General features: G+C 69.3%; 19 protein-coding genes. 8 read left to right on the top strand and 11 right to left on the bottom strand.

Annotation, left to right across the window (positions count from 1 at the left end; genetic code table 11):
• Positions 1–17 precede the first annotated feature (17 nt).
• The 4 genes from HEP75_RS05520 to rluD form a co-directional block, all read right to left on the bottom strand.
• Positions 18–461, bottom strand: a complete 444-nt coding sequence (locus HEP75_RS05520) for a thiol-disulfide oxidoreductase DCC family protein (RefSeq protein WP_185825722.1) — start codon at positions 459–461, stop codon at positions 18–20.
• A complete protein-coding gene (locus HEP75_RS05515) occupies positions 448–990 on the bottom strand; it encodes a DUF4166 domain-containing protein (RefSeq protein WP_255424008.1) in 543 nt (180 codons plus the stop codon). Before HEP75_RS05515 ends, HEP75_RS05520 begins: the two co-directional genes overlap by 14 nt.
• Positions 975–1,748, bottom strand: a complete 774-nt coding sequence (gene pgeF, locus HEP75_RS05510) for a peptidoglycan editing factor PgeF (RefSeq protein WP_185825721.1) — start codon at positions 1,746–1,748, stop codon at positions 975–977. Before pgeF ends, HEP75_RS05515 begins: the two co-directional genes overlap by 16 nt.
• Positions 1,749–1,986: 238 nt before the next feature.
• Positions 1,987–2,994 carry a 23S rRNA pseudouridine(1911/1915/1917) synthase RluD gene (gene rluD, locus HEP75_RS05505; RefSeq protein ID WP_185825720.1) on the bottom strand — a complete coding sequence of 336 codons (1,008 nt, stop codon included), beginning with the start codon at positions 2,992–2,994 and terminating at the stop codon, positions 1,987–1,989.
• A 115-nt stretch (positions 2,995–3,109) separates the two neighbouring features.
• Here rluD and HEP75_RS05500 point away from each other — a divergent pair, with 115 nt between their 5' ends.
• From HEP75_RS05500 to HEP75_RS05485, 4 genes are all read left to right on the top strand, one after another.
• Entirely contained in the window at positions 3,110–3,988 is an 879-nt protein-coding gene (locus HEP75_RS05500) for an outer membrane protein assembly factor BamD (protein WP_185815519.1), read from the top strand.
• Positions 3,989–4,334: 346 nt separating this feature from the next.
• Complete coding sequence (locus HEP75_RS05495; RefSeq protein WP_255424079.1) at positions 4,335–5,288, top strand: glycosyl hydrolase 53 family protein; 954 nt, start codon at positions 4,335–4,337, stop codon at positions 5,286–5,288.
• A gap of 61 nt (positions 5,289–5,349) precedes the next feature.
• The gene (locus HEP75_RS05490) at positions 5,350–6,087 is read left to right on the top strand and encodes an ATP-binding cassette domain-containing protein (RefSeq protein WP_185825719.1); all 738 of its coding nucleotides are present in this window, start codon (positions 5,350–5,352) and stop codon (positions 6,085–6,087) included.
• The gene (locus HEP75_RS05485) at positions 6,087–7,583 is read left to right on the top strand and encodes a glycine betaine ABC transporter substrate-binding protein (protein ID WP_185825718.1); all 1,497 of its coding nucleotides are present in this window, start codon (positions 6,087–6,089) and stop codon (positions 7,581–7,583) included. The genes HEP75_RS05490 and HEP75_RS05485 overlap by 1 nt, the downstream gene beginning before the upstream one ends.
• 740 nt (positions 7,584–8,323) lie before the next feature.
• Here HEP75_RS05485 and HEP75_RS05480 read toward each other — a convergent pair.
• Positions 8,324–9,520: an aminotransferase class V-fold PLP-dependent enzyme gene (locus tag HEP75_RS05480; RefSeq protein ID WP_185825717.1), complete on the bottom strand. Its 1,197-nt coding sequence runs from the start codon at positions 9,518–9,520 to the stop codon at positions 8,324–8,326.
• 154 nt (positions 9,521–9,674) lie between these two features.
• Here HEP75_RS05480 and egtB point away from each other — a divergent pair, with 154 nt between their 5' ends.
• Both egtB and egtD read left to right on the top strand, forming a co-directional pair.
• Complete coding sequence (gene egtB, locus HEP75_RS05475; RefSeq protein WP_185825716.1) at positions 9,675–10,964, top strand: ergothioneine biosynthesis protein EgtB; 1,290 nt, start codon at positions 9,675–9,677, stop codon at positions 10,962–10,964.
• The gene (egtD, locus tag HEP75_RS05470) at positions 10,961–11,944 is read left to right on the top strand and encodes an L-histidine N(alpha)-methyltransferase (RefSeq protein WP_185825715.1); all 984 of its coding nucleotides are present in this window, start codon (positions 10,961–10,963) and stop codon (positions 11,942–11,944) included. The genes egtB and egtD overlap by 4 nt, the downstream gene beginning before the upstream one ends.
• A gap of 153 nt (positions 11,945–12,097) precedes the next feature.
• Here the strand turns inward: egtD and HEP75_RS05465 are convergent, their stop codons facing one another.
• The 5 genes from HEP75_RS05465 to sucC form a co-directional block, all read right to left on the bottom strand.
• Entirely contained in the window at positions 12,098–13,735 is a 1,638-nt protein-coding gene (locus HEP75_RS05465) for an NAD+ synthase (RefSeq protein ID WP_185825714.1), read from the bottom strand.
• Positions 13,736–14,026: 291 nt separating this feature from the next.
• On the bottom strand, positions 14,027–16,129 hold the full coding sequence (locus tag HEP75_RS05460) for a pyrroloquinoline quinone-dependent dehydrogenase (RefSeq protein WP_255424007.1): 2,103 nt from the start codon (positions 16,127–16,129) through the stop codon (positions 14,027–14,029).
• A 320-nt stretch (positions 16,130–16,449) separates the two neighbouring features.
• Entirely contained in the window at positions 16,450–18,357 is a 1,908-nt protein-coding gene (locus HEP75_RS05455; protein WP_185825713.1) for an acyltransferase family protein, read from the bottom strand.
• A gap of 82 nt (positions 18,358–18,439) precedes the next feature.
• Positions 18,440–19,312: a succinate--CoA ligase subunit alpha gene (gene sucD / locus HEP75_RS05450; protein WP_179566644.1), complete on the bottom strand. Its 873-nt coding sequence runs from the start codon at positions 19,310–19,312 to the stop codon at positions 18,440–18,442.
• Positions 19,313–19,335: 23 nt separating this feature from the next.
• Positions 19,336–20,499 carry an ADP-forming succinate--CoA ligase subunit beta gene (gene sucC, locus HEP75_RS05445; RefSeq protein ID WP_179566646.1) on the bottom strand — a complete coding sequence of 388 codons (1,164 nt, stop codon included), beginning with the start codon at positions 20,497–20,499 and terminating at the stop codon, positions 19,336–19,338.
• Between the two features lie 299 nt (positions 20,500–20,798).
• Between sucC and HEP75_RS05440 the strand changes: the two genes are divergently transcribed.
• Positions 20,799–22,412 carry a HAMP domain-containing sensor histidine kinase gene (locus HEP75_RS05440; protein WP_185825712.1) on the top strand — a complete coding sequence of 538 codons (1,614 nt, stop codon included), beginning with the start codon at positions 20,799–20,801 and terminating at the stop codon, positions 22,410–22,412.
• A gap of 73 nt (positions 22,413–22,485) precedes the next feature.
• Positions 22,486–23,874 (top strand): sigma-54 dependent transcriptional regulator, encoded by a 1,389-nt coding sequence (locus tag HEP75_RS05435; protein ID WP_185822434.1) that lies wholly within the window; start codon positions 22,486–22,488, stop codon positions 23,872–23,874.
• A 93-nt stretch (positions 23,875–23,967) separates the two neighbouring features.
• On the opposite strand, the gene pilB is transcribed toward HEP75_RS05435, so the two are convergent.
• The gene (pilB, locus tag HEP75_RS05430; RefSeq protein WP_185825711.1) at positions 23,968–25,707 is read right to left on the bottom strand and encodes a type IV-A pilus assembly ATPase PilB; all 1,740 of its coding nucleotides are present in this window, start codon (positions 25,705–25,707) and stop codon (positions 23,968–23,970) included.
• Positions 25,708–25,753: the final 46 nt, after the last annotated feature.

Below are 25,753 nucleotides of genomic sequence, written 5' to 3'. Positions count from 1 at the left end.
CAGCGGCCGCACGCCGCTCACTCCAGAAAGCGCGAGCGCTGCTGCGGATCGGGCAGGAAACACTGCGTCGAAGTGCCGAACCAGCGGTAGCGGTTGCGCGCCAGCACCCGATAGCCGGCATCGCGCCAGCGTCGCGGCAACAGAAGCAACACCGTCGCGACACGCCATGCGCCGCCGAGGCCGGCGATCACGCCGATCGCCGCGTCCGAATCGGTCAACGCACGCTGCGGCGTCAGCAGCAGGAACGACAGCGGGTCGTCCGGATCCAGCCCGTGGCCGACCAGCAAGGCGCGGCCGCTGGCCGATTGGATCGACGCGAACCGGTAGCGGCCGCGGCGGTCGAAGCGCAGCAGGAAACGCACCCAGCGGCTGCACAGCAGGCATACCCCGTCGAACACCACGATCGCGCTGTCGGCGCCCGCCGCGGGCACTGCGCCGCGCGCGGGGTCAGGCCGGTTCAAGCCAGCCCTTGTAACGGATGAATGGACCGATCCACGGCAGCGCCACCTCGACCAGAAACGCATAGCGGCCGTCGCGCTCGCTTTCGCGGCAATGCACGCCGGCCAGCCAGCGCCGCGGCAGCGGCAACACGCCGAACGCCCAGGCGCGCGCGGCGCTCCAGACGATCGCGGCCCCGTCCACGCGCAGCGCGAACTCGAATTCGACCGCGCCCAAGCGCTCGCGCAGCCGGCCGTCCTGCAGCCATAGCCGCGACGGCATCGCGTGCGTGCCGAAACGGCGCTGCCAGCGCTCGCCCTGCGCGTCGGCGCTGAAGGTCACCTCGATCGGCAGCGTGGCGCTGGCCGGCGGCAGGCGCGCCAACCACGCGCACAGCGGTAGCAACGGATGCCGGCCGCGGCGCACGTCGGCCTGGCCGCGGTAGCGCTGCCGCTGCGGCACCGAATGCAACGTGCGCAGCGCCGGCGGCAGCCGCGCGAACGCCGGCCCCAGCAGCTGCGCGAACAGCGGCGTACTCAGTGCGCGATCCACGCCAGCGTCGCCATGCGCCCGCTGCGGCGGTCGCGCCGATAGGAAAAGAAGCGCTGCGGGTCGGAAATCGTGCACAGGCCGCCGCCGTGCACCTGCGCCGGGTCGATCCCCGCGGCGGCCAGGCGCTGCCGCGCCAGCGCATACAGGTCCACCCGCCAGTGTCCGGGGCGGGTGGCGACGAAGGCGCTGGCCGCGGCCGGATCGTGGCCGAGGAAGGCATCGCGCACGTTCTCGCCGATCTCGTACGCCTGCGGCCCGGCGGCCGGGCCCAGCCAGGCCTGCAACTGCGTCGGCGGCGTGCGCAGGGCGGCGACGGTGGCTTCCAGCACGCCGCCAGCCAGGCCCTGCCAGCCGGCATGCGCGGCGCCGACTTCGCTGCCGTCGCGGGCGGCGAAGGTCACCGGCAGGCAATCGGCGGTCAGGATCGCCAGCACCACGCCGGGCACCGCGGTGACCGCTGCGTCGGCGGTCGGCTCGGCGTCGATGCCGGCCGCGGCGGGCGGCCGCTCGAAGCGCAGCACCTGCACCCCGTGCACCTGCCGCAGCCAGTGCGGCGGCGACGGCAGCGCCAGGCGCGCGGCGAGTTCGTCGCGGTTGCGCTGCACCGTGACCGGATCGTCGCCGTCGGCCGCGCTGCGGTTGCCCAGGTTGAACCGGTCGAACGGCGGCGAGGATGTCCCGGCGCCGGTGCGCAGCGTGGTCAGCGCGCGCACCCGCGGCGATGCCGGCCAGTCGGCGGCGAGGGCGAAGTTGGTCATGCGCATTCGGACCGTGTCGGAGCAGCGCCGGCAAACGCCGCGATCAGGCGCAGCATTGCGCTTCCGGCGGCGACAGCCCAGGCTGCGACCGCCGCGCGGGCGTAGCGGAAACCACTACGCCGGCCGCGCGTCCGCGCCGCCTGCACCGGCAAGCGAAGCCGTGTCGCCCATTCCCGCGCAGGTCCGCTCGGGAATGGCTGCAAGGCGTCCGGCCTGCCCTCGCCTACCGGCGCCATGCTCAGCGCCGCGCCTGCTCGGCGGCCAGCCGCGAATCGACGCGCAGCGCGGCCAGCAGGCGCAGCAGGTCGGCCGGCACCGCGGCGGTGGCGCGCACCAGCTCGCCATGGGTGGGGTGCTTGAACTCCAGCGTCTCGGCATGCAGCGCCTGGCGCTTGAAACCGCGCAATTCGGCGATCAGCTCCTCGGTCGCGCCCTTGGGCAGCTTCAGCGGGCCGCCGTACAGCGGATCGCCGATGATCGGGTGTTTCAGGTGCGCCATGTGCACGCGGATCTGGTGGGTACGTCCGGTCTCCAGGCGGCATTCCAGCGCGGTATGCGCGCGGAAGCGCTCGCGCAGCCGGTAATGGGTGACCGCGTCGCGGCCGTCCTCGCGCACCGCCATGCGCAGGCGGTCGCGCGGGTGGCGGTCGATCGGCGCATTGGCGGTGCCGCCGGAGACCAGCGGCCCGGCCACCACCGCCAGGTACTGGCGGTGCACGTCGCGCGCCGACAGCTGCGCCACCAGCGAGGTGTGCGCCGGCAGGGTCCGCGCCACCACCATGGCGCCGCTGGTGTCCTTGTCCAGGCGGTGCACGATGCCGGCGCGCGGCAGCGACGCCAGCGACGGATCGAAGTACAGCAGGGCGTTGACCAGGGTGCCGCTGGGGTTGCCGGCGCCCGGATGTACGACCAGCCCGGCCGGCTTGTTCAGCACGATGACCTGGTCGTCCTCGTACAGCACCTCCAGCGGGATGTCCTCCGGCAGCGCATGGGTCTGGGTCTCCAGCACCGCATGCAGGCTGGCGATCTCACCGCCGCGCAGGGCGTCGCGCGGCCGCGCCTGGGCGCCGTCCAGCAGCGCGTCGCCGGACTTGATCCATTCGGCCAGGCGCGAACGCGAGAATTCGGGAAACAGCTCGGCCAGGACCGCGTCGAAGCGGCGGCCGGCGGCGTGATCGGGCACGCGCGCCTGGCGCGGGCCGTCGGAGACGGCGTCCTCAGGGGTGTCCGGGAGGGTATTGGGCATGAAAAGGGCACGGCTACGTCGGAAAGGGAGGGTCACGGCGGCCATAGTCAGTCGCCGGACAGGCCACTAGGCTATCATCGCCCCTTCGTATTCCTGACGTGTCCTGCCCGAACCCATGATCCGACGCTCCGTCCCGCTCTCCGCGCACGTCCGTTTCATCGCCCTGATGCTGGTCATGGTCGTCGTGGCAACGGGTTGCCACCGCCAGAAGAACAAGAATCCCGAAGAAGGGATGCCGGTGGAACAGCTGTACCAGAAGGCGCACACGCAGATGCAGACCGGCAACTGGGCCGGCGCCGAGGGCAGCTTCAAGCGCCTGATCGCGCAGTACCCCTACGGCCAGTACACCGAACAGGCGATGATCGAGTCCGCCTACGCCCAGTACAAGGCCGGCAAGCACGACGACGCGGTGTCCAGCATCGACCGCTTCATCCGCACCTACCCGACCCACCGCAACATCTCCTACATGTACTACCTGCGCGGGTTGTCCAACTCCAACCGCGACACGGTGTTCCTGCGCCGGGTGTGGTCGCTGGACCCGAGCCGCCGCGACCTGTCCACGCCGCAGCAGGCCTACGCCGACTTCAACATCGTCGCCGAGCGCTATCCGAACAGCCGCTACGCCGCCGACGCGCGCCAGCGCATGATCGCGCTGCGCAACGTGTTCGCCCAGCACGAGCTGGACAACGCGCTGTACTACCTGCGCCGCAACGCCTGGGTGTCGGCCGCCGGCCGCGCCACCTACCTGCTGGAAACCTACCCGCAGAGCGCCTACCAGTACGACGCGGTGGCGGTGCTGGCCGACGCCTACACCCACCTGGGCAACAAGCCGCTGGCCGACGACGCGCGCCGGGTGCTGGAACTCAACGATCCCAAGCATCCGTGGCTGACCGGCCATTGGCCGAAGTACCCGTGGATGATCCGCAAGCTGAACCCGTTCGCCGGCGAGAAGTCCGCCTCCACCGGGCAGTCCAACTCGCAGATGGCCAACTGAGCCAGCCTGCCGGGTGCAAGAAAACAGGGGCCGTGAGGCCCCTTTTTCGTTTGGCCGCCAAGGCATGCCGGCGCGCGGTCGCCGGCCCGGCTGCGCCGCCTGCGTCCAGGCAGGACCGCGGCTGTCCGGGCAGCCGCCAGCGACAGCGGCCTGGACATGCGCCCCCGGCCACTGGCGCAGGCCGACACCAGTGGCGCGATCTGTGGTGCAGCGCCCAGCCGCTGCGCGCCGAGCGCAACCGCCGCTTGCTAGGCTCGACCGACCCACCCGCCGCCGCTGTGTCCCCACGGCACCGCCCGTCGCCACAGCGCTCGCCGGCCCTGCCAGGAGACGCGCCATGCCCCGCTTGTCCGCCCCACTGCTACTCCTGTTAGTCGCACTCGCCGCCGGCGCCCTGCCCGCCGGCGCCGCCGAGCGCAGCGCCGCCGCGCCGGCCATCGTGTTCGGGATCAACGGCCACGACGACCGCCCCGCCTATCCGCTGAGCCAAGCCGAGGCGGTGTTCCAGTTGCTCGACCGGCGCAATCTGCGCAGCTACCGCTTCGACGTGGACCCGCGCAACTTCGCCGTGCTCGACCGGCTGGTGGCGCTGTCGCGCCAGTACCGCATCGCCTTGCGGCCGATGGTGTACCCGATGTCGCGCGAGATCGGCTACCAGCTGGCGCGGCGCTATGCCGCCGACATCAAGCTGTGGGAGATCGGCAACGAGCAGGACTACAGCCGCGACGGCGCGCAGGCGCGCATCGATGCGATGACCGCGATGTACCGCGGCATGAAACAGGCCTCCGACGAACTCGGCGCCGGCCTGGAATTCACCATCAACATCACCGCCTGCAACAGCGACGACCATTCGGCGACCGCGCGCTGCCCCGGCGACCGCCGCGGCTCGCTGTGGTTCCTGGACATGGCCAAGGCCTCGGGTTTCGATTTCGACCACATCAGCTTCCACTACTACCCGTTCCACCACGATCGCGGTTACTGGATGGACCTGTACCTGGGGCAGATGCGCAGCGCGGCGCAGAAGTACGGCGGCAAGGTGTTCTTCAACGAGGTCAACTGCGCCGAGGTCTACGCCGGCAACAGCGACGGCGGCCATGCCGGCGACGGCGCCTGCTACGACAGCGTGGCGCAGATCGTGCGCACGCTGCAGAGCGACTACGCCGACGTGGTCGCCGAGATCAATCTCTACGAACTGCTCGACCAGACCAATCTGCAGGGCGTGGAAAGCCACTTCGGGCTGATGTACGACCTGGCGCGGCCGAAGCCGACGTTGCAGCTGCTGACCGATTTCGCCGATTGAGCGCGCCAGCCGCGCGCTGCCTTCGCGCGCCATGCGCCGCGGCCCGGCTATGCTTGGGCGCATGTTCGAACTGCATCGGGTCACCCGCCGCTACGGCGACGCACTTGCGCTGGACCGGGTCGATCTGCGCATCGCCCCGGGCCGCACCACCGCGCTGATCGGGCCCAGCGGCGCCGGCAAGTCCAGCGTGTTGCGCATGCTGCTCGGGCTGGAATGGCCGGACACCGGCGAGGTGCGCTTCCAAGGCGAACCGCTGCGCCGGGACACCTTGTTGGCGCAGCGCCGCCGCATCGGCTACGTGATCCAGGAAGGCGGGCTGTTCCCGCACCTGAGCGCGCGCGACAACGCCGCCCTGCTTGCGCAGACCCTGGGCTGGGCGCGGCCGCGGATCGACGCGCGGCTGCACGAGCTGGCCTCGCTGTGCCGCCTGCCCGAGGCCTTGCTGGCGCGCTATCCGGCCGAACTGTCAGGCGGCCAGCGCCAGCGCGTGGGCCTGATCCGCGCGCTGCTGCTGGACCCGCCGGTGCTGCTGCTGGACGAACCGCTGGGCGCGCTCGACCCGATCGTGCGCCACGAACTGCAGACGCAGATGCGCGAACTGTTCGCGCTGCTCGGCAAGACCGTGGTGCTGGTGACCCACGACGTCGCAGAGGCCGCCTACCTGGGCGACACTCTGGTGCTGATGCGCAACGGCCGCGTCGTGCAGGAAGGCAGCGTGCGCGAGCTGCTGGATGCGCCCGCGGAGCCGTTCGTCGGCCAGTTCCTGCACGCGCAGCGCACGCTGGAGGATGCGCGGTGATGGCATCGGTGCGGCGCCGCGTTGCCGCGCTGCTCGTGCTCGCGGCGGCGCTCGCCCTGCTCGCCGGCAGCGCTGCGGCGGCGCCGGAGAAGGTGGTGGTTGGCTCGAAGAACTTCACCGAGGCGGTGGTGCTCGGCGAGATCGCCGCTGGCGCCGGACGTCAGGCCGGGGTGGAGGTCGAACACCGGCGCCAGCTCGGCGGCACCCGCATCCTGTGGCGCGCGCTGGAGCAGGGTTCGATCGACGCCTATGCCGAATACACCGGCACCCTGGCGACCGAATTGCTGCAACTGCCCGATGCCGACGATGCCGCGCTGCGCCGCGCCCTGGCCCAGCGCGGCCTGGCGATGAGCGCACCGCTGGGCTTCGACAATACCTACGCGTTCGGCATGCGCCGGCAGCGCGCGCAGGCGCTGGGCATCGTCCGCATTTCCGACCTGGCCGCGCATCCGTCGCTGAAGTTCGGGCTCAGCAACGAGTTCGTGTCGCGCGCCGACGGCTGGCCGGGGGTGCGCGATGCCTATCGGCTATCGCAGACGCCGACTGGGCTGGACCACGACCTGGCCTACCGCGCGCTGGACAGCGGCGCGATCGACCTCACCGACCTGTACAGCACCGACGCCGAGATTCCGGCACACGACCTGCTGGTGCTGCAGGACGACCGCCGCTACTTTCCGCGCTACGCCGCGGTGTTCCTGTATCGCAGCGACTTGGCGCAGCGCGCGCCGCGGTTCGTGCAGGCGCTGGATGGCCTGGGCGGACGCATCGACGCGGCGACGATGCAGCGGCTCAATGCCGAGGCGAAGCTGGACAAGCGTGCCGAAAGCGCGATCGCCGCGCACTGGCTGGGCATCGCCGCGCCGGCGCAGGACACCAGGCTGACGCGCCTGCTGCAACGCACGCGCGAACACCTGGCGCTGGTCGGCCTGTCGCTGGGCCTGGCCCTGCTGGTGGCGCTGCCGCTGGGCATCGTGGCGGCGTATCGGCCGCGGCTCGGCCAGGTCGTGCTGTCGTTGACCGGGGTATTGCAGACGCTGCCGTCGCTGGCGGTGTTCGTGTTCATGATCCCGCTGTTCGGCATCGGCGCCAAACCGGCGATCGCCGCGCTGTTCCTGTACAGCCTGCTGCCGATCGTGCGCAACACCCATGCCGGCCTGACCGGCATCGCCCGCGAGTTGCGCGAGACCGCCGCAGCGATCGGCCTGCCGCCGGGCACCCGGCTGTGGCGGATCGAGTTGCCGCTGGCCTTGCGCACCATCCTGGCCGGGATCAAGACCGCGGCAGTGATCAACGTCGGCACCGCCACCCTGGGCGCGCTGATCGGCGCCGGCGGCTACGGCCAGCCCATCCTCACCGGCATCCGCCTGGACGATATCGGCCTGATCCTGGAAGGCGCGGTGCCGGCGGCGGCGCTGGCGCTGCTGGTGCAGGCGTTGTTCGAGGGCCTGGAGCGCTGGCTGACCCCGCGCGGTCTGCGCCTGGCGGCGCGCCGCTGAAGCCGGCGCGTCCAGGCCGCCGCTCATCGGCGCGGCAGGGCAAGCGATCTGCGCTCAGCCCATCGATCGCACCGCGGTGCCGGCCAACGCTCGGCTTCGGAACCCGTCGGGACTAAAGTCCCTCCCACAGTGCACCCACCCGACTAGTCGCAAGTTCCTGTAGGAGCGGCTTCAGCCGCAACGAACGAAGTTGGAACCCGTGTGGTTTTGGCTATCTGTCGGGGCTGAAGCCCCTCCTACAAGTGCATCATCAGGCACCGCAGTCCCTGTAGGAGCGGCTTCAGCCGCGACGAACGAAGTGACAGACCTGCCCAGGCCGGTCACTGTCGGGGCTGAAAAACCTCCCCCCAGTGCACCCCAGCAAGCCCACCGCAAACTCCCTGTGGGAGCGACTTCAGTCGCGACGAGCGAAGTCGGAACCCGCGTGGTTTCGGCTATCTGTCGGGGCTGAAGCCCCTCCTACAAGTGCATCATCAGGCACCGCAGTCCCTGTAGGAGCGGCTTCAGCCGCGACGAACGAAGTGACAGACCTGCCCAGGCCGGTCACTGTCGGGGCTGAAAAACCTTCACCCCAGTGCAACCCAACAAGCCCACCGCAAACTCCCTGTGGGAGCGACTTCAGTCGCGACGAACGAAGTCGGAACTCGCGTGGTTTCGGCTATCTGTCGGGGCTGAAGCCCCTCCTACAGTGCACCCAGCAGGCTAGCCAAAAGTTCTTCCAGGAACGATCAAGCCACCGCTCACCCGCGCGCCGCAGCAACCATCTCCCGCGCCAGCCCACGCATCGCCTCCGGCGTCAGCTGCAGGTACGGCGCGATGCGCAACGCACCGTGGCGATGCGTACAGATCACCTGCGCGCGCTGCAGCCAGGGCAGCAACCCCTGCATTGCCGCTGCAGGCGGACGCAGCGCGCCAAGGTGCGGCGCATGCCCAGGCACGGTCCAATCGCCAGCACCCTGCGCCTGCAACTCATCCTCGAACGCCGCGCCGAGTTCGCCCAGCCGCGCCGCGATCCGCGCCGGCTGCCAGTGCTGCAGCTGCTGCAGCGCCGCAGTGGCCATCGCCAGCCGCAGCGGCTCGGCCACGCCGCCGGCATCGAAGCGGCGCGCGCCGGTGCGGAACGGCGGCGGCGCCTCGACCGGGAAATTCCAGTCGGCGCCGGGATCGCGGGCCTGCCAATGGTGTTCGATCGGCACGCCGTGCGCGCGCCAGTGCGGCGCCGCCCACAACCAAGCCAGCCCCATCGGCCCCAGCAGCCACTTGTGCCCGACCGCCACCACGAAATCCGGCCGCCACGCCGCCAGCCGCGCCGGCAGCACGCCCAGGCTCTGGCTCAGGTCCAGCACCAGCGCCGCACCCGCCGCATGCACGCGCGCGGCGATGCGGTCCAGGTCCAGCAGCGCGCCGTCGCGCCAGTAGGCATTGGGCAGTGTCGCAATGCGCACCCGCGGCTCCGCGTCCAAGGCCGCCAGCACCGCTTCGGTCCAGTCCTGTTGCGGCCCGCGCCGCACCACCGCCAGGTGCGCCCCGGTCTCGGCGCAGCGCTGCTGCCACAGCAACAGGTTCGACGGGAACTGGCCGTCGAGCAGCAGCACCGCCTCGCCGGCGGCCAACGGCAATTGCCGCGCTGCGGTGGCCAGGCCGTAGGCGGCCGAGGGCAGCATCGCCACGCCGTCGACGTCGCCTTCGAACAGCGTGGCGGCGGCCAGGCCGCGCAGGGTCTCGATCTGCCCGCGCCAAGCGTCGAAGGACAGCGTCCACGGCGCGATCGAATCGGCCAGCGCCGCCTGTCCGGCGGCAAGCACGCTGGCCAGCCGCGGGCCCTTGCTGGCGGTATCCAGATAGCGCACTCCCTCGGGGAGAACGAAGGCGTGCGCCGCCTCGGCAAGATCGAGCACGCCGGCCGGCGCGGCGGCGCCGGCCACGGATGCTGGCATGAATGCGTGGGATGGGTCTGGCGTGGACATGTGCGGTCGGGCCGGTTGGCGCGATCGGGAGAAGGAGGCTCCCATCGCATGAACAGGCGCTAGCGTAACGCGACGTTCCACTACGCATGACGGCATGTTCACGGTCTTCCCCTAAGCTTGCCCGATGCAAGCGACCTCCTCGGCGGCATCCCCCTCGCCCGCAGCGTCCAGCGTGCCGCTGGCGACGCGTTTCCGCAGCGTGCGCCAGCGCACCAGCCTGCTCGCCGCGCCGCTGAGCGAGGAAGACGCGATGGTGCAGAGCATGGACGACGCCAGTCCGGCGAAATGGCATCTGGCGCATACCACCTGGTTCTTCGAACGCTTCGTGCTGGCCGCCGACGCCGGCTACCGCGCGATCGATCCGCAGTGGGACTATCTGTTCAACAGCTACTACCAGAGCGTCGGCCCGATGCATGCGCGGCCGCGCCGCGGCGTGCTGTCGCGCCCGTCCATGGCGCAGGTACGCGACTACCGCGCCGAGGTCGAGGCGCGGGTGCTGGCGCGGCTGCAGGCCGGCGACCTGTCGGCGCAGACGCTGCAGGTGCTGGAACTGGGCCTGCACCACGAGCAGCAGCATCAGGAGCTGCTGCTGACCGACATCAAGCACGCGTTCTGGAGCAATCCGCTGGCCCCGGCCTATCGCGACGACCTGGCCATGGCGCAGGCGCCGGCGCGAACCCTGCGCTGGATCCAGCGCGACGAGCAGCTGTGCGAGATCGGCGCGCCCGGCTGGCCGGCGCACGCGGCCTTCGCCTATGACAACGAGTCTCCGCGGCACCGCGTGCTGGTGCCGGCGCATGCGCTGGCCAGCCGTCCGGTGAGCAATGCCGAGTACGCGCAGTTCATCGCTGACGGCGGCTACCGCAACGTCGCCCTGTGGCTCAGCGATGGCTGGGCGCGGCGCAACGCCGAGGACTGGCAGCGGCCGCTGTACTGGCATGCCGACGGCGTGCGCGAGTTCACCCTGGGCGGCTGGCGCGAGCGCGATCCGCATGCGCCGGTCTGCCACATCAGCCTGTTCGAAGCCGACGCCTACGCACGCTGGGCCGGCGCCCGGCTGCCGACCGAAGCCGAATGGGAACAGGCCGCTACCGGCGTGGCCATCGACGGCAATTTCGTCGATGCCGACGCGCTGCATCCGCAGTCCGCCGCGCAGGGCGAGGCCGGCCTGCAGCAGTTGTTCGGCGATGTCTGGGAATGGACCGGCAGCGCCTATCTGGCCTACCCCGGCTTCCGCCCGTGGTCGGGCGCGCTGGGCGAATACAACGGCAAATTCATGAACGCGCAGTGGGTGTTGCGTGGCGGCAGCTGCGCGACGCCGCACGACCACATCCGCGCCAGCTACCGCAACTTCTTTCCCTCCGATGCGCGCTGGCAATTCGCCGGCGTCCGCCTGGCCAAGGATCCCGCATGAACGCTGCGACCGCCCGCGCACTGACCGAAGCCGCGCTCACCGACCTGCATCCGCAGCCCGACGACATCGCCGCCGACGCGATCGCCGGGCTGTCGCGCAGCCCGAAGCAATTGCCGTCCAAATATTTCTACGACGCCGAAGGCTCGCGCCTGTTCGAAGCGATCACCCGCCAGCCCGAGTACTACCTGACCCGCACCGAGCTGGCCCTGCTGGAAGCGCGGATGCCGTCGATCGCGCAAGCGGTGGGGTCCGGCGCGCACGTGGTGGAGCTGGGCAGCGGCAGCGGGCGCAAGACCGAATTGCTGCTGGAAGGCCTGCGCGAGCCGGTGGCCTACACCCCGATCGAGATCTCGCGCGACATGCTGATGTCCAGCACTGCGCGCCTGGCCGAGCGCTTCCCGCGCATCCAGATGCTGCCGGTCTGCGCCGACTTCACCGCGCCGGTGGCGCTGCCGGCGCCGCAGCGCAGCGCGCGCCGCACCCTGGTGTTCTTCCCCGGCTCCACGCTGGGCAACTTCACCCGCGACGACGGCATCCAGCTGCTGCGCTCGATGCGCGAGACCATGCACCACGACGGCTGCGCGCTGATCGGCATCGATCTGGACAAGGATCCTGCGGTGTTGGAAGCGGCCTACAACGATGCGGCCGGCGTCACCGCCGAGTTCACCTTGAATCTGCTGCGCCGCCTCAACCGCGAGATCGGCAGCGATTTCGACCTGGCGCAGTTCCGCCACCGCGCGGTGTATGCGCGCGAGCGCCAGCGCATCGAGACCTTCCTGGTCAGCCAGCGCGCGCAACAGGTGCACGTGGCCGGGCACCGCTTCGACTTCGCCGCCGGCGAAGCGATGCAGGTCGAATACAGCCACAAGTACAGCGACCAGAGCTTCGGCGAAATGGCCGCAGCCGCCGGCCTGCGCGTCAGCCACGGCTGGAACGCGCAGGACGATGCGTTCGGGTTGCGGTTGTTGCAGGCGGTGTGATTAAAGCCGGGACTGGGGACTCGGAAAGCGGCGAATCCCAGATGCGGATGCTGCCGCGGCCCGCTCCTGTAGGAGCGGCTTCAGCCGCGACCCACACCCATCCATCCTGGAAACTGCAACGCAGCGCCGCAAGACCGCGACGTCGTCCTCCGCCTACGCCTGATACCCATTGGTGATCGGATAACGCCGTTCGCGGCCGAACGCGCGGCGCGACACCTTCGGTCCCGGCGCGGCCTGGTGCCGCTTCCATTCGGTGATGCGCACCAGCCGCACCACGTGATCGACCACCTCCGCGGCGTAGCCGGCGGCGACGATCTCGTCGCGCGATTCCTCCTGGTCGACATAGCGATACAGGATGCCGTCGAGCACGTCGTACGGCGGCAGCGAATCCTGGTCGGTCTGGTTGGCGCGCAGTTCCGCCGACGGCGGCCGCGCGATCACCGCCGGCGGGATCACCGGCGCGCCGCCGACCGTGTTGCGCCATTTCGCCAGCCCGAACACCTCGGTCTTGTACAGGTCCTTCAGCGGCGCATAGCCGCCGCACATGTCGCCGTAGATAGTGGCGTAGCCGACCGCGTACTCGCTCTTGTTGCCGGTGGTCAGCAGCAGCCCGCCGAACTTGTTGGCCAGCGCCATCAGGATCACGCCGCGGCTGCGCGACTGCAGGTTCTCTTCGGTGACATCGGGCTGGGTGCCTGCGAACAACGGACCCAGCGCCTGCAGCAGGCCCTCGAACGCCGGCTCGATCGCCACCGTCTCCAGCTTCACCCCCAGCGCGCGGCACTGCTCGTCGGCCAGGTCGTTGGACATGTCCGCCGTGTAGCGCGACGGCAGCCGCACCGCGGTGACGTTGTCCGCGCCCAGCGCGTCCACCGCCATCGCCAGCACCAGCGCCGAATCGATGCCGCCGGACAGGCCCAGCCACACCTTGGAAAAGCGGTTCTTGCCGCAGTAGTCGCGCAGCCCACGCACCACCGCGCGCCAGGCCAGCGCGTCCATGCTCTCGTCGCCGTCGTCGATCCAGCGCAAGGGAGTGAACGCACGCGTCTGCGTCGCGTAGTCCACCACCAGCCATTGGTCGGTGAACGCCGCCGCGGCCGGATGCACGCTGCCGTCGCCGTCGGCGACCACCGAGGCGCCGTCGAACACCAGCGCATCCTGGCCGCCAACGACGTTGAGATAGGCCAGCGCCACGCCGGTCTCGCGGGTGCGCTCGGCCAGCAGCGCGTCGCGCTGCGCATGCTTGCCGCGCTCGTAGGGGGAGGCGTTGGGCACCAGCACCAGTTCGGCGCCGTGGCGTGCGGTATCGGCCAGCGGCTCGGGGAACCACAGGTCCTCGCAGATCACCAGGCCGACCTGGGTGCCCTTGACCTCGAACACGCAGCTGCCGCCGTCCGGATCGACATCGAAATAGCGGCGCTCGTCGAACACCGCGTAGTTGGGCAGTTCGCGCTTGCGGTAGGTGGTTTCGATCTGCCCGCCGCGCAGCACGCTGGCCGCGTTGTAGACCACGCTGCCGGCGCTCTGCGGCCAGCCGACCACCGCCACGATGCCGTGCACGCGCACCGCGATGCGCTGCACCGCCAGTTCGCAATCGGCAAGGAAGCCGGGCCGCAGCAACAGGTCCTCCGGCGGATAGCCGCTGACTGCCAGCTCCGGAAACAGCACGATGTCGGCGCCGTACTCGTCGCGCGCTTCGTCGATCATCGCGATGATGCGATCGGTGTTCTGGGCCACGGCGCCGACCGGAAAATCGAACTGGGCCATGGCGATGCGAAGGGAAGAAGACATGGGCAACCTTGCAGAAGCGGGAGGGGGAAAAGCGCGGCGGTCGCGCCGATGCCAGCCGCCGACGGCGCAGCGCCAGCAGCAGCGGAGCCGACACATGCGCACGACGGCATGCGCAGTGTAGCGCCGCACCGCGGCCGACGATCCGGCTCGCCCATCTCACGCTATGCCCTTCGCCGGAGGGGTGCGCTGCGGGAGGGATTTCAGTCCCGACTGGCTCCGAAGCCTGCCGCTGACAGACTCCGCGTCGCGACTGAAGTCGCTCCCACAAGGAGCGGCATGTCGCGCATTGCCTCATCCGTTGCCGCGACTGCCAGCCCGCGCACGGCGCCGCCGGCGCCAACGCCGCCATAGCGCCACCACGCTCGCGAGCAGCGCCAGCGCGACGATGCCCAGGGTCGCCATGCGCGCGGCCACGCCGTGCTGGAACACCACCTCTTTGCCCTCGCCGTCGAGCGTATAGGCGACCACGTAATCGCCCATCGTGCCCATGCCCTCGCGGCCGCCGGCGGCGATCACCACGTACTGTTTGCCGCCCACCGCATAGACCGACGGTGTGGCCTGGCCGCCGGCCGGCAGCTTGGCATCCCACAGGGTATTGCCGCTGGCGCTGTCGAGCGCGCGCAGGCGCGAGTCGGCGGCCGCGGCGATGAAGGTCAGGCCGCTGGCGGTGGTCACCGCGCCGCCGAGCAGTGGCGTGCCCACGTCCAGCGGCAACCACGGCAACTTCTCTTCCAGCGTGCCGAGCGGGCGTTCCCAGGCGATCTTGCGCGTGCGCAGGTCCACCGCGACCAGCCGCCCCCACGGCGGCTTGACGCAGGGAATGCCGCGCGACGAGGCCAGCATGCCGCGGCGCATGTAGTACGGCGTGCCTTGCATGTCGTTGAACTGCTGGTCGGGATGCCGCGCGTGATCGGCCTCGCTGAAACGTTCGCGCGGGATCAGCGCCACCTGCATCGGCAGGTCCGACACCGGCATGATCGCCAGCTGGCGCTGCGGGTCCACCGCGATGCCGCCCCAGTTCACCCCGCCAGCCCAGCCCGGCAGCGCGATCGTGCCGCGCACGCTGGGCGGGGTGAACAGACCTTCCGAACGCAGCCCGGCGATCAGCGCCTCGCACTCGCGGCGCGCGCCCGGTGTCGCCCCCCAGGCATCGGCGGCGGTCAACGGCGTGTGCCGGGCCAGGCGCAGCGCCGGCTCGGGCATCGGCTGGGTCGGCGAGATGCGCTCGCCAGGCACGTCGGTGGCCGGCACCGGCACTTCGCTGATCGGGAACACCGGGCTGCCGTCGCGGCGGTCAAAGGCGAACAGGAAACCGGTCTTGGTCGCCTGCAGCACCGCCTCGCGCGGCCCCTGCGCGGTCTGCACCGTGGTCAGTACCGGCTGCGAGGCCAGGTCGTAGTCCCACAGGTCGTGATGCACCAGTTGCTGCGCCCACACCCGGCGGCCGCTGTGCAGGTCCAGCGCCACCAGCGAATTCGCATCGCGGTTGTCGCCGAGCCGCTCGCCGCCGTAGTAGTCGGGACTGGCCGAGCCGGTCGGCACGTACACCAGCCCCAGCGTCGGATCCACCGCCAGCGGCGCCCAGGCATTGCCGCCACCGACCGTGGCGGCCTGCTGCGGCTGCCAGCCGGCCGCGGCCGCGGCGGCCGGATCGCGCGGCACCGGATCCCAGCGCCACAGTTCGCGGCCGCTGCGCGCGTCGTAGCCGCGCACCACGCCCTGCTCCAGCGCATGCCCGCGGTTGTCGCCAATCGAGCTGCCCACCACCAGCACGTCGCCGGCCACCACCGGCGGCGAGGTCACCGCATAGTTGGCCCAGGCGTCGCCGGGCGCATCGTGCACGTCGATCCCGGTGTGCAGGTCGATCGTCCCGCCACTGCCAAACCCGGCGCAAGGCCGGCCGTCGACCGCGTCCAGCGCGATCAGCCGCGCATCCAGGGTGCCGAACACGATGCGCTCGCGGCACGCCCGTGACGCGGCCTGCGTGTCGCGCCAGAAACTCACCCCGCGCGAGGCCGGATCGCTGTAGTGCTTGCCGCGCGACACCTTGGCGTCGAACGACCACAGTTCGCGGCCGCTGGCCGCATCCAGCGCGAAGGCGATGCCGGTGCCGGTGACCAGGTACATGCGCCCGTCCAGCACCAGCGGATTGGCCTCGAAGCGGCGCCGTTCCGGATCCGGCAGGCCCGCGCCGAGTTCGCCGGTGCGGAACGACCAGGCGATGCGCAGCCGTCCCACGTTGTCCGGGGTGATCTGGGTCAGCGGCGAATGCTGGCCGCCGCCGGGCGCGCCGGCATAGCTGGGCCAGTCGCCCGGCGCCGCCGCACAGATCCCGCCGACGCCGAGCGCCAGTCCCGCCCCACACACTGCCGTTCGCCATCCGCTGATCACCATGCCGTTCCCGTCGCATCCGAAGTGCCGAGCAGTATCGGCAACACCCGCTCGTCCGCAGCGGCAGAGGGAGCACCCGGGTCGTCCCGGTGACCGGTGGTGGCCCGGCAGGGACGAATGGCAAGGCGGAAAGACCGGGTACTCGACTCACGCGCGCCGGCGGCCACGATCCGACCGCTGCTTACCGGCCGGGGTTCGAAACAGAAGTGACGGTGCGGTTGCTTCGTCCACGGCCAGGATCGCAGGCTAGGGCAGCTCATGGAGCCCATCGCACGCCATGGTGCGTCGGTCCGACGCCAGGCCGTGTATCACGCCGGCCACCTTCAATGGACAGAGGGCGGATCCAGTGCAGCCTCCAGTACTGGCGCCAGTTGCAGAACATAGTTCGCGTTGAGATGTTGGCCATCCCGATACAACAGCAAGCCGTTGCGCTCGGCCGAGCAGGTCTGCACTGGGCAGACCGCGTCTCCCAGATCGACCAGTCGCACCGCTGGATGGCCTGCGACAGCGGCCTGCAGCCGCGCGATGAGCGCGCTCGGCCGAGCCTGCCGCAACGGCACGCTGCATTCCTGCGCCAAGTTCCCGTGCTCTCCGCGATGCGCCAATGCGCACTGCGGGCCGTCGAACGGCAAAAGCGGCGTCGGCGCGAGCAGGATGGTGCGCTCCGAAGCGCCCTCGATCCGCGTCAGGAACCGGCGCGTCCCGCGCTCCCAATCCGCCGGATCGATCGCATAGGCAGCCGAAGAGCCCAGCACCAGCAATGTCGGCTGCCGCTCGTGCAGATACGCCACCACGCGATCCCGCCAACGCTCGCACTCGATGTAGCGTCGGTTGATCCGAGGATAGACAAATGGGTGATCGATCATCGGACACGACGACTTGGTCAGAACTACGAGGTTCCAGCCGCGCGCACGGGCGATGCTCTCCAACGCGGTCGACCATTGCGCCGCTACGCTGTCGCCCGCCAGCACCACGACCGGAGCGTCTTCGGACGTGGCACGAACCAGGGAGCAAGGGACGAGGCGGTCGGCATGGAACCATTCGTCACAGCCGGGCTGTCGGTACAGCGCCGGTGTGGTGAGGGTCGTCAGCAAGGCCTGGTTCCGCGTATCCGGTTGCTCAGGCACGAACGCCGCCTGCTCCCACACCATCGTCGCATAGGCCAACAGTGCCGATACCAGCAAGCCCGCCAGCACCCAAGTGGTTCCCTGGCCTCGTTCCATCATGCGAACGCGCTGTTCGACGAATCTCCAACTAAGCCAGGCGGGAACCAGCGACAGCGCCGCGGCTGCGAGCCCGACCGATGGAGTGCGGCCGACCAACGAAAATCCCAGGACCAGAACAGGCCAGTGCCAGAGATACCAGCTGTACGACAAACGACCGAGGAATCGCAGCGGTTTCACGTCCAGCCAAGCGTCCCGCCAGCCTTCCGGGCCGTTCAGCAACAGCAACGCAGCGGCCACCGTGGGCAACAGCGCCCACGCCCCCGGATACGAGATCCGATCCGGTGCCAGCCAGAGTGCGGCAACGACCAGCAGCATGCAGCCGACGGCACGAGCGGCATGGATCCGCCGCAGCGAAAGACGCGCCTGGCCGACAGAAAGCTGGACTCCCGCACCCAACGCCAATTGCCAAAGGCGACACGGCATCTGGTAATAGGCATGCAACGGCGCCAGCGCGGTAGCCGCTACCGTCAACACGAAACCCAGCACCACCAGCGTCCAGACCAGCGTCGTCGCGCCACGCCAGCGTCCGAGCTTCCAGGCAAGGCCGATGAGCGCGGGCCAGATCAGGTAGAACTGCTCCTCGGCGCTCAGCGACCAGGTATGCAGATAGAGATTGGCTTCGGTCCCTTGATCGAAATAGCCGGAATCGGCACCCGCGAAAAATATGTTCGACGCCCACAGTGCGGCCCAGCGCGCGGCTTCGGCTTGCGCACCCCAACTGCTCCTAGGCAGCAACCAGAGCGCAAGCGCCGCACTCGCCAGAAGCATGACGCCGAATGCCGGAAGCAACCGTCTGATGCGGCGTGCATAGAACTGCCGGACATCAATGCTGCCGGTCGCCTGCGATTCCTGCTGCAACAAGCCGGTGATGAGAAAGCCGGAGATGACGAAGAAGACATCCACGCCCACGTAGCCGCCAGGCAGAAAGAGAAGCTTGGCGTGGGCCAGCACCACCATCAGCACCGCGATGCCGCGTAGACCTTCGATCTCGTTACGGAACCTCACCCCTGCCCGCCCCCTTTTGACTCCGGACATAAGAAGGCCCGCACGAGGGCGGGCCTTCTGACTGCTACATCCAGACTTCGAATTACTTCACCAGCGAAGCGATCGCCGCGCCCAGGTCGCCCGGCGAGCGGACGGTCTTGACGCCAGCGGCTTCCATCGCCGCGAACTTGCCGGCAGCGGTGCCCGAACCGCCCGAGGCGATCGCACCGGCGTGGCCCATGCGCTTGCCCGGAGGGGCCGAGGCGCCGGCGATGAAACCGACCACCGGCTTCTTGACGTGGGCCTTGATGTACTCGGCACCGGCTTCCTCGGCGTCGCCGCCGATCTCGCCGACCATGATGATGCCCTGGGTCTGCGGGTCTTCGTTGAACAGCTTGAGGCAGTCGACGAAGTTCAGGCCGTTGATCGGATCGCCGCCGATGCCGATGACGGTGGACTGGCCCAGGCCGGCAGCGGTGGTCTGCTTCACGGCTTCATAGGTCAGCGTGCCCGAGCGCGACACGATGCCGATCTTGCCCGGCATGTGGATGTGGCCCGGCATGATGCCGATCTTGCACTCGCCCGGGGTGATCACGCCGGGGCAGTTCGGCCCGATCAGGGTCACGTCCGGGTGCGACTTCAGCACGTTCTTGACCCGCAGCATGTCCAGCACCGGGATGCCTTCGGTGATGCAGACGATGACCTTGATGCCGGCCGAGGCCGCTTCCAGGATCGCGTCGGCCGCGAACGGCGGCGGCACGTAGATCACCGACGCGTCGGCGCCGGTGGCGTCGACCGCTTCGCGCACGGTGTTGAACACCGGCAGGTTGATGTGGGTGGTGCCGCCCTTGCCCGGGGTCACGCCGCCGACCACCTGGGTGCCGTACTCGACCATCTGGGTCGCGTGGAAAGTCCCCTGCTGGCCGGTGAAGCCCTGCACGATGACCTTAGTATTCTTGTTGATCAAAACAGACATGAATTCTTCCTAGTCTCGTGGGTTCAGGCAGCGACAGCTGCGACGACCTTCTTGGCGCCATCGTTGATGTCGTCGGCCGGGGTGATGGCCAGGCCGGATTCGGCCAGCAGCTTCTTGCCTGCCTCGACGTTGGTGCCTTCCAGACGCACCACCACCGGCACCTTGACGTCCACTTCCTTGACCGCGGCGATGATGCCCTCGGCGATCATGTCGCAGCGCACGATGCCGCCGAAGATGTTGACGAAGATCGCCTTGACCTTGTCCGAGGACAGGATCAGCTTGAACGCCTCGGTCACTCGCTCCTTGGTGGCGCCGCCGCCGACATCCAGGAAGTTGGCCGGCGAACCGCCATTGAGCGCGATCACGTCCATGGTGGCCATGGCCAGACCGGCGCCGTTGACCATGCAGCCGATGTTGCCGTCCATGGTCACGTAGTTCAGGTCGTACTCGCTGGCGCGCACTTCGGCCTCGTCTTCCTGGGTCTTGTCGCGCATGGCGGCCAGATCCTTGTGGCGGAAGGTGGCGTTGTCGTCGGAGTTGACCTTGCCGTCGAGCGCGTACAGGTCGCCGCTGTCCAGGATCGCCAGCGGGTTCAGTTCGACCAGCGCCAGGTCCTTTTCGTTGAACAGGGTGTACAGGCCACCCATGATCTTGGCCAGCTGGTTGGCCTGCTTGGCGTTGAGGCCGAGCTTGAAGCCGATCTCGCGCGCCTGGTAGGGCTGCAGGCCTTCGACGAAGTTCACGTTGAGGGTCTGGATCTTCTCGGGGGTCTCGGCTGCGACCTGCTCGATGTCCACGCCGCCTTCCGACGAGGCGATGTAGGTGATCGACTGGGTGCCGCGGTCCACCAGCACCGACAGGTACAGTTCCTTGGCGATCTCGCCGGCCTCGGTGACCAGCACCAGGCTGATCGGCAGGGCCACGCCAGCGGACTGGTAGGTTTCCATCGAGGTGCCGAGCATCTTGGCCGCAGCGGCCTTGACGTCGTCGGTGGTCTTGCAGAACTTCACGCCGCCGGCCTTGCCGCGGCCGCCCGCGTGGATCTGGGCCTTGACCATCCAGGGGCCATTGCCCAAGGCATTGGCCGCTTCGACGGCTTCTTCGGGCGTGGACGCGACGCGTCCGGCCGGGACCGGGATGCCGTAGTCGGCAAACAGTTGTTTCGCCTGGTATTCGTGGAAATTCATGCGTCACCGTGGGAAGAGGAACGACCGTCCCGCAGCGATCCGGGCCTGGAAGGGCAGCCGGAATGGTACGGACGGGCCGCATATTGTGGCTGACCCTGGGCGGCGGCGCAAAAGCGCCGGTCCGGGCGCCGCCGCGGACGGCCCTGCGGACCTGGCCCGGCGAGGTCGCAACACGGCTCGGGCGGTAGTTAGCAGCCCGTCCCCGGCCATGCGCCGGCCGCCACCGGCGCGCCCCTGCCATCGCATTCCCCGGCGCGACGCCTATACTCGCGCCGTCCGTCGCCTGGCTGGAGTCCGGCTTGCCCACAAGCGCCTCGCTCATCGACCGCATCGAATCCATCCCGCGCCGCGAGCTGTATTTCTTCGCGCTGTACCGGGTGCTGGTGGCCGGACTGATCGCCGCGCTGGTGTTCAGCCCGTTGAGCGTGCTGGTCGGCGCGCCGCGCTTCCCGCAATTGGCGGTCGGGCTGGCCGGCGCCTACCTGCTGGTGGCGCTGCTGCTCCTGCTGTGGGGCCGCAACGAACGCCACCTGATCCCGATCGTGTTCTGCAGCGCGACCGCGGACATCGCCGCGGCCACCCTGGCCGCGCACGCGCTGCCGGCGGCCAGCGCCGGCATCGCGATGATGCTGCTGTTCAATGTCGCCGCCGCGGCGATGCTGCTGCCGTTGCGCTACGGCTTCGGCGTCGCCCTGACCGCGGCCGCGGCGACCCTGCTGGAGTACCTGTGGACCTCGCTGGACGGCGGCGAGAGCACCCGCAGCCTGGCCGAACTGGCCATGTTCGCCACCAGCTACCTGGCGGTGTCCTACATCTGCTACCAGATCGGGCAGCGCGCGCGCAGCAGCCAGACGCTGGCCGACCGGCGCGGCGCCGAAGTGGCAAATCTCTACGAAATCAACGAGTTGATCATCCGCCGCATGCGCACCGGGGTGCTGGTGGTGGACGCGCAGAACCGCGTCACCCTGGCCAACGAGGCCGCCTCGGCCCTGCTCGGCGATGCCGACGGCAACAGCGCCAGCGGCCGCCTGGACCTGCTCAGCGCCGCGCCGGAGCTGGGCAGGCGGCTGCAACGCTGGCGCAACGGCTGGAACCAGGAAGAGACCCCGCTGCAGCTGTCGCCGGACCAGCCCGAGGTGCAGCCGCGCTTCGCCCGGCTGCTGATGGAAGGCGACCTGACCCTGGTGTTCCTGGACGATGCGACGGTGGTGTCGCGGCGCGCCGAATCGCTGACCCTGTCGGCGCTGGGCCGCTTCTCGGCCAGCCTGGCGCACGAGATCCGCAACCCGCTGGCCGCGATCAGCTACGCCTCGCAGCTGCTCGAGGAGTCGCCGGCGATCGGCGATGCCGACCGCCGCCTGCTGCAGATCATCCACATGCAGTGCCAGCGCACCAACGGCATCGTCGAGAGCGTGCTGGGGCTGGCCCGGCGCGAGCGCTCCAATCCGGAGAACCTGGATCTGGGCGTGTTCGTGCGCCGCTTCGTCCTCGAATACCGGCAGACCCTGTCGATCGAGACCGACAGCCTGGAAGCGATCCTCGCCCCGCAGCCGGTGCACGCGCTGGTCGATCCCAAGCACCTGCACCAGATCCTCAGCGCGCTGGTGCACAACGCGCTCAAGTACGGCCGGGTGATGGAGGAACCGGCGCGGGTGCGGCTGCGCGTGGCGATGCAGGAACGCAACGCCATCGTCGATGTCATGGACCGCGGCCCCGGCATTCCCGAGACGGTCGCCGCGCAGCTGTTCCGCCCGTTCTTCACCACCTCCGAGCACGGCACCGGGCTGGGCCTGTATATCGCCCGCGAACTGTGCCGGGCCAACCAGGCGCGCCTGGAATACGTCCCGGTGCCGGCCGGCGGCGCCTGCTTCCGCGTAGTCCTGCCTGGTCCGCACACCATGCTCTCCGGTTGAGACGCACGTCGCCGAGACCCTGCCGCGTCGATAATTTGGCGCTACCCCCGCACCTGGGCTATCTTTTCCGCACATGAACGAAACCCGAAGCGCCCTGGTCGTCGACGACGAACGCGACATCCGCGAGCTGCTGGTGCTGACCCTGGGCAGGATGGGGCTGCGCATCAGCACCGCCGCCAACCTCGCCGAAGCCCGCGAACTGCTGGCCAGCAATCCCTACGACCTGTGCATCACCGACATGCGCCTGCCCGACGGCAACGGCATCGAGCTAGTCAGCGAGATCGCCCGCCACTACCCGCGCACGCCGGTGGCGATGATCACCGCCTTCGGCAGCATGGACCTGGCGGTGGAAGCGCTGAAGGCCGGCGCCTTCGACTTCGTCAGCAAGCCGGTGGACATCCACGTGCTGCGCGGCCTGGTCAGGCACGCGCTGGAACTCAACAACAGCGAACGCGCCGCGCCGCCGGCGCCGCCGCCGGAACAGGCCAGCCGCCTGCTCGGCGCCTCGGCGGCGATGGACGTGCTGCGCGCCACCATCGCCAAGGTCGCGCGCAGCCAGGCGCCGGTCTACATCCTCGGCGAGTCCGGGGTCGGCAAGGAACTGGTCGCACGTACCATCCACGAACAGGGCGCGCGCGCGGCCGGGCCGTTCGTGCCGGTCAACTGCGGCGCGATCCCGGCCGAACTGATGGAAAGCGAGTTCTTCGGCCACAAGAAAGGCAGCTTCACCGGCGCCCATGCCGACCAGGCCGGTCTGTTCCAGGCCGCGCACGGCGGCACCCTGTTCCTGGACGAAGTCGCCGAGCTGCCGCTGCCGATGCAGGTCAAGCTGCTGCGCGCGATCCAGGAGAAGTCGGTGCGCCCGGTCGGTGCCTCGATCGAAGTGCCGACCGACGTGCGCATCCTCTCGGCCACGCACAAGGACCTGGCCGACCTGGTCGCCGACGGCCGCTTCCGCCACGACCTGTACTACCGCATCAACGTGATCGAACTGCGCGTGCCGCCGCTGCGCGACCGCGGCGGCGACCTGCCGCAACTGGCCGCGGCGATCCTGGCGCGGCTGGCCAAGAGCCACGGCCGGGTCACCCCGCTGCTGTCGCCGTCGGCGCTGGACGCGCTGAACCGCTACGCCTTCCCCGGCAACGTGCGCGAACTGGAGAACATCCTCGAGCGCGCCCTGGCGATGGCCGAAGACGACCAGATCAGCGCCGCCGATCTGCACCTGCCGCAGCCCGGCAACAGCGCCCGCGCCGCCGCCGAAGCCGCCCCCGCGCTGCCGCCCGGCGTGGTCGACATCGACCCGACCTCCTCCGCCCTGCCCTCCTACATCGAGCAACTCGAGCGCGCCGCGATCCAGAAGGCGCTGGAAGAGAACCGCTGGAACAAGACCCGCACCGCGGCGCAGCTCGGCATCACGTTTCGTGCGCTGCGCTACAAGCTCAAGAAGTTGGGGATGGAGTAGGGAAGCCGGGAATAGAGAATGGGGAATGGAGAATCGGAAAAGCCTGCCTGCGCTTCTCCCATTCCCTAGTCCCGATTCCCTATTCCCGGCCTTTCAGTCCTTGGTAACGCGATTGATCTCGGCCAGGCTGGTGATGCCGGCGCGCGCCTTGATCAGCGCCGACTGGCGCAGGTCCTTGACCCCGATCTTCTGCGCCGCGTCGGCGATGTCCATCGCGTTGCCGCCCTGCAGCACGATCGCCGCGATCTCGTCGTTCATCGGCATTACCTGGTAGATGCCGGTGCGGCCCTTGTAGCCCTCGGTGCACTCGTCGCAGCCCACCGCCTCATACAATTGGATGCCGGCGGCGATTTCGGCCTCGGTGAAGCCTTCCTTCAACAGCGCGTTCTCCGGCATGGCCGGGGCCAGCCGCTTGCAGTTGTTGCACAGCCGCCGCGCCAGGCGCTGCGCGATCACCAGCGTCACCGAGCTGGTGATGTTGTACGGCGCGATGCCCATGTTCATCAGGCGCGCGATGGTCTGCGGCGCGTCGTTGGTGTGCAGCGTGGACAGCACCATGTGGCCGGTCTGCGCCGCCTTGATCGCGATCTCGGCGGTTTCCAGGTCGCGGATTTCGCCGACCATGATGATGTCCGGATCCTGGCGCAGGAACGAGCGCAGCGCCACGGCGAAGGTCATGCCGCGCTTGTTGTTCTGCTGCACCTGGTTGACCCCGGGCAGGCGGATTTCGACCGGATCTTCGGCGGTGGAGATGTTGCGGGTATCGTCGTTGAGGATGCCCAGCGCGGTGTACAGCGATACCGTCTTGCCCGAACCGGTCGGACCGGTCACCAGCACCATGCCGTAGGGCTTGTGGATCGCGTCCAGGAACAGCTTCTGCTGCTCCGGCTCATAGCCGAGCTTGTCGATGCCCAGCTTGGCCGCGCTGCCGTCGAGGATACGCAGCACGATCTTCTCGCCGAACAGGGTCGGCAGCGTACTGACGCGGAAGTCGATCTGCTTGCTCTTGGACAGATTGAGCTTGATGCGCCCGTCCTGCGGCACGCGCTTCTCGGCGATGTCCAACTGCGACATCACCTTCAACCGCGCCGCGATGCGCTGGTTGAGCTTGACCGGCGCCTTGGCCACGCTCTTGAGCAGGCCATCGATGCGCAGGCGCACCCGGTAATCGTCCTCGTATGGCTCGAAATGGATATCCGAGGCGCCGCGGCGGATCGCATCGACCAGCATCTTGTTCACGAACTTGACCACGGGCGTATCGTCGCCCTTGGCATCGACGCCGGTATCGCCGCCGCTGCCCATGTCTTCGTCGCCAGCACCGACTTCGAGGTTATCCATACCCTCGTCGTCGCCGCCCAGGCTGTTGCCGATCGCATCGTTGCTCGCCTGCCACTGCTCCAGCGTGCGCCGGATCTGGTCCTCGTCGACCAGGATCGGCTCCACCGTCAGATTGGTATGGAACTTGATGTCGTCCAGCGCCCGGGTCTGGGTCGGATTGCTGACCCCGACGAACAGCCGGTTGCCGCGCTTGAACAGCGGCAGCACCTGGTGCTTTTGCAGCAACTCCTCGCTGACCAGCTTCATCGCGTTCTGGCTGGCATCGAACACCGACACGTCCAGCAGCGGCATCCCGAACTCGACGGCATTGGCGGCGGCCAGCTGCGCCGCGGTGACCAGCTTCTTGTCCGAAAACCATTGCGGCAGCGGGATCTTGGCCTCGGCGGCATGCGCCATGGCGGTGCGCGCGACCGCTTCCTCCAGCGCGCCGTCCTGAACCAGGCGGCGCGCGATGCCGGTGATGCCGACCAGGTTGGCCGAGACAGCTGCGTTCATGTGAAAAGCCCCCATTCTTACCGACCAAAGATACTTCAATTCCAAC

Origin of the sequence: Xanthomonas sp. SI (assembly GCF_014236855.1) — a bacterium.
Taxonomy (GTDB): domain Bacteria; phylum Pseudomonadota; class Gammaproteobacteria; order Xanthomonadales; family Xanthomonadaceae; genus Xanthomonas_A.
This window is presented reverse-complemented; position numbering and strand designations above follow the sequence as displayed.